The organism is Pseudobutyrivibrio xylanivorans DSM 14809 (assembly GCF_900141825.1).
GTDB lineage: Bacteria > Bacillota > Clostridia > Lachnospirales > Lachnospiraceae > Pseudobutyrivibrio > Pseudobutyrivibrio xylanivorans.
In genome coordinates, this window is the sequence record NZ_FQYQ01000008.1 from 34,495 (window position 1) to 46,751 (window position 12,257).

Genomic DNA, 12,257 nt, shown 5'->3' on the forward strand with positions numbered 1-12,257 from the left:
AAATATCTAGGCAATTTAACAATTTTATGAGTGAATCTATCAATTTATACAAATGCCGCCATATATAATGGTAGAGTCACTAGTCCGTTGTCACTCACCCCTACGTTACCATCAATAAATTTATAGGCACACGTAATATCATCATATTTTTTTAATACTGATTTAATTGAATTTGCGTTTGCTTTTCCGCCCTTAACTTCTATAGGAATAACCTGTCCATCTTTTTGGATAATCACATCCAGTTCCTTTTTCGTAGTTTCATTTTTGTAGAAGTACAATGTATATCCTTTTTTATGCAATGCATCTGCTACAGCACATTCATATATTCCACCTTTGGTATTACCTTCAAGTGTATTTTCTACTATGTGTTGCTTAAGAGAAAAATCCTTCATTGCAACTAATAACGATAAATCAGTTGTGTAAGCTCTAAAGAAATCATTTCTAGCATAATCATCCAGATCATATCTTATATCTGTTACAATCCTGCTTAAATGTACCATATCAGCTCTAAGCAACCAATCGATACTATTATAATATTTCTGCGCCCTAGCGCCCTTTTCAATCTCTTTATATTGAAACTTATGATTTTCTTTATCAAGCAGCTGCTTACCTAACGTGAGATAACACTTTTCTGCTTTTACTTTTTCTTCAGCATTTGCGTAATGAGCAATATCATATAAATAGCCTTGAAGAAGACTTCTTTGGATAGTGTCAACTTCTCTATAATCCTTTGTATCCAAATACTTTTGAACTACTTCAGGCATTCCTCCAGTGGCAATATATTGCCTATAATAGCTAAACATCTGATCATTAATTGCTGTAGGAACAGGCTGCTTCTTATCAAAACATGCCTTTAGAGAATCAATCATCTCCTCAGTAATCCCTATTCCCCAGAGGAATTCTTCGAAATCCAAACCATACATTCTCTGATAATCAACATAGCCTACTGGATATGATGATGCACGTTTATAATCAATTCCGAGAAGCGAACCTGATACTATAACATCGTATCTATTATCAACTGCCCAAAACTTTAATGCAGTAATGGCTTCTTCGCATTCCTGAATCTCATCAAGAAATATTAGTGTTTTACCAGGAATAATCTTTATTTCTGGGAAACGAAAGCGAAGTGCCATAACCATATTATCAACGGTTAAATCTCCCTCAAATATTGTCTTTGCGGAAGGCATTTCCTTAAAATTTATTTCAACTACTTCCTCATAATTATCTTCTGCAAATCTTTCAATAATATATGTTTTTCCAGTCTGACGGGCACCTTGAACAACCAGACATTTTTTATCCTTGTGTTCCACCCAGTATTTTAGTTGGTCTGTTGCTTTTCTTCTTAGCATAAAATATACCCCTTATCAACATTTTAGAACAATATAATTGTGCTTATATCAACATTTTAGAAAGTTAAAATGTATATTTCATCAACATTTTGGTATATTATATCATTTGTTACGCTAAAAATCCACCAGCCTCACATAAAATGGAATTCGCTAATTCATTGTAACAGGTTCCCATACAAAAAAATACAATGCTTTAAGGCAGCCCTCAAAGCATTGCATTTTCTTTTACTATAAATTATAATTCTTCCTCTGGCTTATCCTCGGAATTCTCATTAATACTATCATCGGTTTTTTCACCAGATTCTTCCTCAGACTCACTTTCTGACTCACCCTCAGATTCTTCCTCCGACTCATCCTCAGATTTCTTATCAGAATCATCTGAATCAGGAGTGCCTGGTTCATTTTCCTCAGAAGTATTTTCTTCTGATTCCTCAGGTATGTCTGCATCGTAAATCTTTACTTCCAGACGACCACCATCATAGCTGTCATTGCCATCAGGGTCGATTGCAAACATTACAGAGTCACCCTTATGAACAGTATAAATTTCCTTGAAAGAAACTGTACGTTCCTCGCCAAAGTTACCCTGGATATCGCCACCAATCCATTTCTTTTCCTCTCCATTAATGAAGATTCTCATGCAAACACCATTTGCATTTGGATCTGCGCTGTTTGCAAATTTAGTGTAGCTTCCATCCACAACAATTCTTCCATTTTTGGCAGCCATCCACATGTAGGCTGCATTTCTACCATTACCTGGCTCTACAAAATCAGGCTTAAGTTCTGGCTTTCCGTTATTGTAGTAACGATTGTTTTCCTCATCAAATGGAAGTCTTTCAAAATTCTTTCCATCCCAATCGCACATACCGTAGTACCAGCCATTTTCTCCCTGAATACCAGTAAAGTCATCTGCAAGAGTTGTATTGTTTTCTCTAGCTTCCTCTTCTGGAATGTCACTTGCATCGTAGATGTTTACAGATAATCTACCGGCATCCCAGGCATTATTATCCTTAGCATCAATTACAAAGGAAATCTTGTCTCCTCTAGATACATTAAGCCCCTCTAACATAAAGTTTACAGAGTTGTCATTTCCATCTCCCTGGAACACCTCTACATCCTCTGTTACAAGAACAGTATCATTTACATAAACAAGTACCTTTACGCCATCTGGCCAGCTTGGATTTCCATCATTTTGTCCATACTTTACATAGTTTCCAAGAACGTCTATTTTGCCATCCTCATAGACAACCCACTGATAAATAGCTGCTGCATCCTTTGCTGGATGTACATAATCCTTCTTCATTTCAAGACCTTCATTTTTTGAAGAAAGGAATGCTGAGCTGTCATCATTTGTCTTCATCAAGCATCTGGCTGAATCAATGCTCTTTCCTTCAAGGAACCACCAGCCGTCTTGGCCCTGTGCAAGTGGAGTTGTAAGCGCACCAAGTGAAGTATTGTTTGAACGCTCCTCATCTCCAACTGTCACTCTAAGCATCTCAGAATCTGCTATATCAATATCAAGACAACCGCCGTCCCATGCACTGTTTTTATTGCAGCCAATATCAAAGGTAAGGATATCGCCAGCCTTTACAGCAAGCTTGTTGAACTGAATATTTTTAACAGTTCTATTATTCTCACCTCTTGGACAAGTCACAACCTCTTTGAGAAGCTCGCTGTCATTTTTGTAAACCGAAACAACAACACCATCTGGCCAGTCCATGTTTGGATCTTCGTTACCATGTTTTGCATAGCTTCCGTTGATATCGATATTTCCATCAACAGCTACTACCCACTTATACATTGCATGAGCGTTTAATCTAGGCTGTACATAATCTCTCTTTACTTCGAGCCATTTTGCCTTTCGTGAAACATAACCGCTTCCATCGTCAGTTTTCTTTGTAAGTATTTCTGCCTTTTTAATTGAACGTCCTTCTAAGTAATACCAGCCATTGTTGCCCTGCTCACCAAAATCAACCTTGAGGTTTGCATAGTTGCTACCGCTATTATTCACCATTTTTGTGGTCTTGTAATCAGCATCCTCAACAACGAATGTGTAATTTCCACCATCGTACGCAGTGTTTTCCTTGCCATCTACCATAAGTGAAATGCAATCTCCAGCCTTAACCCAAAGACCTTCATAGCTCAAATCTTTTGTAACTTCCTTTGATACTTCAGGAGCAAACTCTTCCTTTTTGAGAACCTGTCCGTTCTTCATCAGAAAAACATTTACACCATCAGGCCACTCAGGATTTTTATCAAGATTCTTGTGCTTTGTATATGTAGTTAATACATCGACACTGCCCTCTTCTTTTGCAACCCATTTTACGATGGCTGAGCGTCCCTTATTGCCAGGCATGATGTAGTCACGCTTAATTTCTACGCCATCTTTTGTTGTGTACTTTTCATTCTTGGCATAGGTTTCAAGATTTACTGCATAGCCAGGATCAAGATAATATCCCGACTGATAGCACAATCCGTTTGCTCCCTGTGAGCCAAAATCTTCAACTGTTGAGCAGTTGTTGCTTCTGCTATCTGAATAAGAAACAACATCCTTTTCTGTTTTACCGGTAAGTGGAGTGATTCCCTTAATTGAAAATTCAAACTTACCAGCATCATACGCATTGTTTTCCTTTGGATTTACAACCATTGTGATGAAATCATCTTTTGCAACATCCACCTCTGCAACATCAAGGCGCTTTGTCACTTCGTTTATACGGTCTGGTGCAAATTCCTCTGAAACAAGAGGTGTATCATTATGGAAAATAGTTACCTTTGTTCCATCAGGCCAGCTAGGATTCTTATCCTCGTTCTTAAACTTTGTGTAAGAAGCATCGATTTTAACCTTTCCTGTTTGAGCCACCTTCCACTTGATTACAGCAGAACGTCCCTTGCCTGTGTTTACGAAATCACGCTTTATTTCAAGATAGCTTTCATCAAAATATCTTTCTTCGTCTTTTTCGAAGTTTGTCATATTCAGGGTATCTGTTGGGTCGTCCTCATAACCCTCCTGGAAGAACCAACCATTATTACCCTGCTCACCGAAATCGTATTTTACATCGGCAAAATTCTGCCTTGTTTCGGTTTCATCAATTGCCACATCCTTCTCGGTGGAGATGCCTTTTCTATCTAAAATATTAATATCAAAGGCACCACCATCATAGGATGCATTACCGTCAGCTGACACCATAAAATATAACTTATCCGCAGTCGTTACTTTTATGTCCTTATCACGGAACTTGATTTCATTAGTTCCTGATGAAGGAGCAGCTACTTTCTTTGTATATAAATTCTCCCCATTCTTATAAACAGAGACGGTAACACCATCTGGATACTTAGGATTTCCATCGTTCTGCTCGAACTTTGAATATTTCATCCTAAGCTCTATATCTCCATCCACAGCTGGCTGCCAGCAAAGAATCGCATTGTCATTTATAGATGGATGAATAAAGCCTTCACTCATTGTGAGATTTGGTGATGTGGCATTTAAATATTCTTTACCATTAAATGTAGAAACAAGGCTTGCATCTTTAACGCTCTTACCGTGAAGATATGTCCAGCCTCTATGGCCCTCAGCACCAAAGTCCTCAAAGTTATTAGCATTATTATTTTTTCTTTCATGGTCAACAGTTGCCTGTAATCCCTTATTATCAACATCATTTATTGATACATAAAGTGAGCCACCATCATAAGCATTATTTGCCTTTGCATCTACTACAAAATAAAGGCTTTCAAGCTCTTTTACATCCAGTTCCTTTAGCTCCTGCTCCAGAACCTTTTCTGTTTCTGTGCTGACATCCACATCATATCTTCCCAGCATCTCGTCACCTTTATACGCATATACGGTAACGCCGTCAGGATATGATGGATTCTTATCACCATTTACAGATTTTACATATGTAAGACTAACATTTACTTTTCCATCCTTTGCAGCACGCCACTCTAAAATAGGAGCAGCAGCTTCAGAAGTATGGATGAAATTATTTTTAACCTCAAGACCGCTTACACCGCGCTGTGAATATTTCTCTCCATCAAAATTTTCCAGGCGCTGTGAGCGACTAGGATTTTGTGCAGAACCATATCGATAAAACCAGCCATTCTTTCCCTGCTCGCCAAAATCACTTACGTTGAATGCGTTATTTGTACGATTTGGAACATCCACAAATTCTGGCTCAACATATCCTTCTACATCAAAAACCTCTGGCCATTTTGCAGATAAAAATGTAAGTCCTGTTTCCTCTAGCATTCCATCTTCGCTAAGATTCCCTGCCAAATGTATTCCCGCTGCTGCGCCGCCTCCTACAACAGCGACACCAGCCAAAGCTATAAGCGCCTTTTTTGTGATTAGCTTTTTAACCACATTATTAACCATTTCAATCCCCCCTTACTTATATACCTTCAAATCCTCCACAGAAACCTTTGATTTTACACTAAAGATGCCCCATTCCATTCCCTGTGAAAGATACATTCTCTCCGTAAATACGATATCGTTATTTACATACATTGAAACAACACCATCGGCGATAACCATTTTTACATCAAGCTCATCCATTTTTCCAAAATCATAATCAACATATGATTGTGGAACCTCGGCCATGATATTGTCTGTGTTGTAAAATTCGATACGCTTGTTTGCAGCATTGAAAACGATATTAAGCTTGCCTACATTTTCGCTATCTAAATTAAAGGCAAATCCAAACATTCCATTTTCATCAAAGTTCTTAAATTTGCCACTAACGATGTAGCTTCCAAGAAGTTTCTTGAAGCCTGCCACCTCGTATTCTTCTCCGGCAAAATTTAAAGTATTATCATCAGACTTTATTGACTCAGTCATCTTTTCAGGAGCTACTGCAAGACTATTTGTCATGCTGGCTTCCACTTCATTTACCATCACAGGGCTAAGGCTTCCGTCCTTTGCCTGGATTAATTCGTGAGTAACCATGTTGCCGCCCCAGTCGTATTCAGCATCATCAGCATGTCCTACCTTTGTGCCGTTCCAACCTACTATAAAAAGTCTCTCTCCGTCTGTTTCCATTCTTCCGGCATAGAAACCATTTCCATCAAAGAAATCCCTTTGTGGCTTCTTAAAGCCTGCCTTTAAATCATCTGTAAATCTATAGTGAACAATTCTGTTTGGCCACTGATCAGAAAATGAAAGATACCATTTATTCTTATACTTAAGAAGTGTTGGGCACTCCATGTTTGAATCTGTATCCATATCATTTTCAAAGAAAACGCCATCATCATTCCAGGTCTTTAAATCCTTAGATGTGTATTTTGCAATTACACCAGTATTGTTGCTTCTGGTAGTAACAAGCATCCAGTAACAATCCTCATCCTCCATATATAAAACGTATGGATCTCTGAAATCATTTTTTGCATAATTCTCGTTTGCGTAGAAAGTATCCTCAGGTACCTTCTCCCAATTTTCAAGGTCATCGCTAATGGCATGCATCACAGCTTCCTTTGGTTCATATGCATCATTGTGACCTGTATAGAAAGCGTGATACTTTCCATTTTTATCTTTGATTACACTACCTGTACCAAGTGCAATATCCTGGTCCTTAATAGTCTCTCCGTAATTAATTACAACTCCCTTGTCATCATAATTAACAAAATCCTTTGTCTGCATCATTGCCCAAGGATGATATCCCTGCTTACCATTTCTTTGATCTGCCAGGTAAAAAATATTGTAGGTACCATCATCATAAAATGGCATTGTATCACCTACGAATCCCTCGACTGACGCAGGAAAAACTACATGGTTATCTATGCTCTCTCCCAAATACTGTTCCTCCGATTCCTGTTTTGCTTCTGATGTCCCAGCAGAACAGCCAATACAGCTTAGGCTAAGGGTGCCAAGCAAAAGCATAACGATTATTCTCCTCATATACCCTCCTTTTGGTGCTACTGCACCTTCGAATGTTACATTTATACTATCATTATGGTGCATATGTATCAATTAGTTTGTGCAAATGTATCACATTTTTGTAGAAACCATTGATTTTTCAAGGTTTGATTTTGTATAAAATGCACACTAGTATTTTTCAGAATGGTGCATTTGACACATTTTTGATATTCCTGTACTATAAATGTAACTAAAAATACTTAGGAGAATATAATGAGTAACCGTGTTACCCTTCAGGAAATTGCAGATTCACTTGGACTATCAAGAAATACTGTTTCAAGAGCTTTAAATAACACAGGCAATGTATCTGCCAACACCAGAAATAAAATCTGCCAGGCCGCACTTGCTATGGGCTACAAGCAGTTTGTATCAGCCGATTCAATTGCACCACTTTCAGAATCACCAAGCCTTACACCTGGTGCCAAATCTGAAATTGCTTTATTCACACAGGCATTTCCAGGTAATTCCCATTCTGGAACAAAAATGCTAGAAGCCTTCCATCACAAAATTGATGCATTAGGCTACAAGCTTTCTATAAACATAATTCGTGATTACGAAATAAGTAATCTATGCTTCCCAGCAAATATAAATTTAGAAAACATCGCAGGCATAATCTGTATGGAATTATTTTCTATCCCATATTGCGAATTTCTGTGCAAGCAGGGTATTCCGCTTCTCTTCGTGGATACACCTATCACACAAAAGAGCACTATAAATGCGGATGTTTTACTCATGGAAAATCTTTCAAGTGTATACCATATGTTGGATTCCTTGGTGGAAGCAGGCAACAAAAAAATATCCTTTGTAGGTGATCGTTTCCACTGCCAGTCCTTCTACGAAAGATGGCAGGCCTATGTTTCTGTCCTTGCAGACAGAGGACTTACATTAGATACTGATTGTTGCATTCTTGCCGAAGACAGCGCACCATATTCTGATGCCAACTGGCTAAGCGAACAGATTGCAGCCCTGCCTTCTATGCCAGATTTATTTTTCTGTGCCAACGATTTCCTTGCTATGTCAGTGCTTAAGGCGCTACGATTACTTGGTAAAAATGTTCCTGAAGAAATTCGTATATGCGGATTTGATGATGCACCAGAATCTACTCTCACAGAGCCTAGTCTTACCACTGTAAAAATCCACAGCAGCTCTATGGGATACACTGCTGCAGAGCTACTACTTTCACGTATTGCTAATCCACATATTCCTTTTAAGAAAACTTATATTGAAACAGATATTATTTACAGGGATTCATCTAGATAATTATGTGATACAATGGAAGAACTGTTTTTTGTAGTCTGGTTTTCTACCGACTCACAAAAACTTAATGATAATAGGAGCTTTACTTATGTTTGATTCAATAGAAGATATTTGCAAAATTGAAGAGGAATCTCATATTCCTTTTTGGAAAATAGTTCAGGAGGATGATTGCAAGGAGCGTGCTGTTTCCTTGGAGGAATCTTTTCAGGCTATGAAGGCTATGTACACAGCCATGAAGGAATCTGCCTTAAACTATGATTCGCATATACGAAGTAACAGTGGACTCGTTGGCGGGGAAGCTGGACTTCTTAGAAAATATTTAGATGAAGGTCAGCCTTTAGTTGGAGAATTCACAGGGCGTGTTATGGAGCTTGCACTTCGTGTAGCCGAGGGCAATGCCTGTATGAAGCGTATCGTTGCTGCACCAACAGCAGGTTCTTGTGGTGTTGTACCTGCAGTATTCATCGCCGCACAGGAAAAGCTTGGCCTATCAGATGAAAAAATGACCGAAGCACTTTTTGTTACAGCCGGTGTAGGTGCAGTCATTGCAAAGCGTGCATCCCTTGCAGGTGCAGAAAGTGGATGTCAGGCCGAAATTGGCTCAGCTTCCGCTATGGCAGCAGCCGGCCTTGTTTATCTAAAAGGCGGCACAGGACGACAAAGTGCCAATGCAGCCTCACTTGCCCTTAAGAATCTTTTGGGACTTGCCTGCGATCCGGTTGCTGGCCTTGTGGAGGTTCCATGCGTAAAAAGAAATGTATGTGGCGCCATGAATGCAGTGACATCTGCAGAGCTTACTATGGCTGGAATCGAAAGCCGCATTCCTGCCGACGAAGTCTTTGACGCAATGAGTGCCATCGGAAAAAGCATGAATCCCGACATAAAAGAAACCGGCACAGGTGGCGTAGCCGCCACACCTACCGGAATCAAAATCGCCAACTCAATCTAATAAGCTGTAGTTACCATTCACAGCCTATTGATAACTCTCTCTTGCATGCCCTGCAGGCCCCGCCGCCCACCATGGGCTAGGAAAAACATCGCAAGAATATTATGTTTTCCATATATGCAAAGACTCGCATTCTTATTTGCAAGTGTCTTTTGTAAGTCTTTACAATTTTGAGAAATGTAGCCACTGGGCGGACAATAAATTAACTGAGTTGGATTTTCTAGTTTAATGAGCAACTTGTGTGAGTTTGGAATGAGCTTAGAAAAATAAAGAGCAGGTTTTGTAATGTATAGGCAGCAGCCGCTAGGACGGCGGCTGCAGTGGTCACTTGAAACACGATGTTGAATGTGCCACGGTGACTATACATACAAAACCTGCTCTTTTAATTTTTCTTAGTGAATGGAGCAGGAACACAAGTGCTCATTGAACTGGAAAATCCAAATATAATTAAACTAGGATTGTCCGCCCCTTGTTCTACATTTCTCAAAATAGTTCATACTTCAAAAGACACTTGCGAATGCTCCCTGTTTGCATATTGGAAAACTATAATATTCGCGAAATCGTTTTCCTAGCCCATGGTGGGCGGCGGGGCCTGTAGGGCATGCAAGAAAATGCACACTATAGGCTGTGAATGGTAATGGGGCTACTGCTCGCCGAGTTTTCCGTGCTTCTCGTAGTTTGTGATGCGAGCAGCTTTGTTGTTGTCGTCTACGAAAACGACCTTAGGTTTGTGGCCTTTTGCTTCTTCGGCTGGGATGCTGCAATAGCACATGATGATTACATGGTCGTTTACTGATACGCAACGAGCTGCTGCACCATTAAGGCAAATAACACCGCTTCCACGCTCGCCTGCTATTGTGTATGTTTCAAAACGGTTTCCATTCTCCACATCAACAATCTGCACCATCTCGTATTCAAGGATACCTGCCGCATCAAGCAAATCCTCGTCGATTGTGATGCTTCCCACGTAGTCAAGCTCTGCCTGTGTTACTGTTGCTCTGTGTATTTTGCCTTTAAGCATTGTTAAATTCATATTCTTAATACCTTTCTTACTTTACTGCTTCTTCCACGATGAAGTTATCAATCAAACGTACCTTATCTCCAAAATAAACAGCCACTGCTGTAAGGATAGGACCATCAATCTTATCCACCTTTTGAAGCTCGTTCCAGTCTACGATTTCCACATAATCAACTCTGGCAAGTGGCTCAGACTCGATGATATCTGTAACAGCCTTCTTTACCACGTTTGCATCCTTCTCACCTGAGCGAACCATCTCTTCACCTACTGTAAGAGCCTTGTGAAGAACAAGTGCCTTCTCTCTTTCTTCCTCAGAAAGATATGTATTACGTGAGCTCTTTGCAAGACCGCTTTCCTCACGGATGATTGGACATCCAACGATTTCGATGTTGAAATTTAAGTCGCGAACCATACGCTTTACGATTGCAAGCTGCTGAGCATCCTTCTGTCCGAAGTATGCCTTATCAGCTTCTGTGATGTTAAAAAGCTTACTAACAACAGTGCATACGCCATTAAAGTGGATAGGACGGCTCTTTCCGCAAAGCTCTGTTGATAATGTATCCACACCAACATAAGAATGGAAGCCCTCAAGATACATCTCAGATGGTTCTGGATGGAAAATTAAATCAGTACCAAGACCTTCGCATAATTCACAATCAGCGTCGAAATCCCTAGGATATGTAGCTAAATCTTCCTTTGGTCCAAACTGTATCGGATTTACGAAGTCAGAAACGATTACCTTGTCACACTCCCCACGTGCGCGTTTAATAAGGCTTGCGTGCCCCTCATGTAAATACCCCATTGTAGGAACAAGACCAATTGTTAAGCCCTGCTTTTTCCACTCTCTAACATTGTCCTTAACTTCCTTTATTGTTGCTGCCTTAATCATAATTATGCCTTTACCCTTTCATCCTCAAGTGTTACTGTAAATTCCTTTGTGGCTGCAGCCTTGCGAACCTCTTCCATAACCTCTGAATCAATCTTGAAATTGTGCTCAGCTGATGGGAACGCCTTAGACTTAACCTCTGAATCATACTCCTTGAAAGCACGCTTCATTTCCTCACCGATATTAGCAAAATGCTTTACAAACTTTGGCTTGAAGCCTGTGAACATTCCAAGCATATCCTGATATACAAGAACCTGACCATCACAGCCATTGCCTGCGCCGATTCCGATTGTAGGAATTGTAAGCTCCTGAGAAATAAGAGTAGCAAGCTCCTCTGGAACGCACTCAAGAGTAACCATGAATGCACCAGCCTCCTCTACTGCCTTTGCATCCTTAAGAATCTGGATTGCACGCTCTACATTCTTTCCCTGTACCTTGAAGCCACCAAAGGCATTGATTGACTGTGGTGTAAGACCGATGTGTGCTACAACAGGAATATCCGCATTTACGATAGCACGAATCTGCTCACAAACTGATGCACCGCCCTCAAGCTTTACAGCCTGTGCATGGCCTTCCTTGATAAGACGTCCTGCATTTTTTACTGCATCATAAACTGATGTCTGATAAGACATGAATGGCATATCTGCCACAAGAAATGTATCCTTAAGACCTCTTGAAACCGAAGCGCAGTGATGAATAATATCATCAACTGTAACTGGAAGAGTGTCACTATATCCCATCATTGTCATTCCAAGGGAATCGCCGATAAGAATGGCATTAATACCTGATTCCTCCATAAGACATGCTGTTGAGTAATCATAGCAGGTAAGCATGCTTATTTTTTCTCCGTCTTTCTTCATCTGCTGAAGAGTTGTTACTGTGTTTTTCATTATTCT

The 12,257-nt window shown here is 39.9% G+C and carries 8 protein-coding genes; 2 read left to right on the top strand and 6 right to left on the bottom strand.

All coding sequences use genetic code 11. From position 1 onward, the window contains the following. Positions 1-44: 44 nt before the first annotated feature. The 3 genes from BUA88_RS07700 to BUA88_RS07710 all read right to left on the bottom strand — a co-directional run bounded on the left by BUA88_RS07700 (position 45) and on the right by BUA88_RS07710 (position 7,236). Positions 45-1,352 carry an ATP-binding protein gene (locus BUA88_RS07700; protein ID WP_072915440.1) on the bottom strand — a complete coding sequence of 436 codons (1,308 nt, stop codon included), beginning with the start codon at positions 1,350-1,352 and terminating at the stop codon, positions 45-47. A 235-nt stretch (positions 1,353-1,587) separates the two neighbouring features. Next, a complete protein-coding gene (locus BUA88_RS07705; protein WP_072915443.1) occupies positions 1,588-5,718 on the bottom strand; it encodes a hypothetical protein in 4,131 nt (1,376 codons plus the stop codon). Between the two features lie 12 nt (positions 5,719-5,730). After that, positions 5,731-7,236: a glycoside hydrolase family protein gene (locus tag BUA88_RS07710; protein WP_242939594.1), complete on the bottom strand. Its 1,506-nt coding sequence runs from the start codon at positions 7,234-7,236 to the stop codon at positions 5,731-5,733. A 231-nt stretch (positions 7,237-7,467) separates the two neighbouring features. Between BUA88_RS07710 and BUA88_RS07715 the strand changes: the two genes are divergently transcribed. Together BUA88_RS07715 and sdaAA are read left to right on the top strand one after the other, a co-directional pair. Further along, entirely contained in the window at positions 7,468-8,514 is a 1,047-nt protein-coding gene (locus tag BUA88_RS07715; protein ID WP_072915449.1) for a LacI family DNA-binding transcriptional regulator, read from the top strand. Positions 8,515-8,599: 85 nt separating this feature from the next. Continuing rightward, entirely contained in the window at positions 8,600-9,460 is an 861-nt protein-coding gene (gene sdaAA / locus BUA88_RS07720) for an L-serine ammonia-lyase, iron-sulfur-dependent, subunit alpha (protein WP_072915452.1), read from the top strand. 640 nt (positions 9,461-10,100) lie between these two features. On the opposite strand, the gene panD is transcribed toward sdaAA, so the two are convergent. The 3 genes from panD to panB are packed head-to-tail and all read right to left on the bottom strand — an operon-like array spanning position 10,101 to position 12,251. Beyond that, positions 10,101-10,490, bottom strand: a complete 390-nt coding sequence (gene panD, locus BUA88_RS07725; protein ID WP_072915455.1) for an aspartate 1-decarboxylase — start codon at positions 10,488-10,490, stop codon at positions 10,101-10,103. A 16-nt stretch (positions 10,491-10,506) separates the two neighbouring features. Next, positions 10,507-11,364: a pantoate--beta-alanine ligase gene (gene panC / locus BUA88_RS07730; protein WP_028246126.1), complete on the bottom strand. Its 858-nt coding sequence runs from the start codon at positions 11,362-11,364 to the stop codon at positions 10,507-10,509. Positions 11,365-11,366: 2 nt separating this feature from the next. Continuing rightward, a complete protein-coding gene (panB, locus tag BUA88_RS07735; protein ID WP_072915460.1) occupies positions 11,367-12,251 on the bottom strand; it encodes a 3-methyl-2-oxobutanoate hydroxymethyltransferase in 885 nt (294 codons plus the stop codon). Between the last annotated feature and the right edge of the window lie 6 nt (positions 12,252-12,257).

Bases quoted from the DNA above. Each gene is read 5' to 3' on its own strand.
- panD (WP_072915455.1), bottom strand. From the start codon at position 10,490: ATGAATTTAACAATGCTTAAAGGCAAAATACACAGAGCAACAGTAACA.
- BUA88_RS07710 (WP_242939594.1), bottom strand. From the start codon at position 7,236: ATGAGGAGAATAATCGTTATGCTTTTGCTTGGCACCCTTAGCCTAAGC.
- panB (WP_072915460.1), bottom strand. From the start codon at position 12,251: ATGAAAAACACAGTAACAACTCTTCAGCAGATGAAGAAAGACGGAGAA.
- BUA88_RS07715 (WP_072915449.1), top strand. From the start codon at position 7,468: ATGAGTAACCGTGTTACCCTTCAGGAAATTGCAGATTCACTTGGACTA.
- BUA88_RS07705 (WP_072915443.1), bottom strand. From the start codon at position 5,718: ATGGTTAATAATGTGGTTAAAAAGCTAATCACAAAAAAGGCGCTTATA.
- sdaAA (WP_072915452.1), top strand. From the start codon at position 8,600: ATGTTTGATTCAATAGAAGATATTTGCAAAATTGAAGAGGAATCTCAT.
- panC (WP_028246126.1), bottom strand. From the start codon at position 11,364: ATGATTAAGGCAGCAACAATAAAGGAAGTTAAGGACAATGTTAGAGAG.
- BUA88_RS07700 (WP_072915440.1), bottom strand. From the start codon at position 1,352: ATGCTAAGAAGAAAAGCAACAGACCAACTAAAATACTGGGTGGAACAC.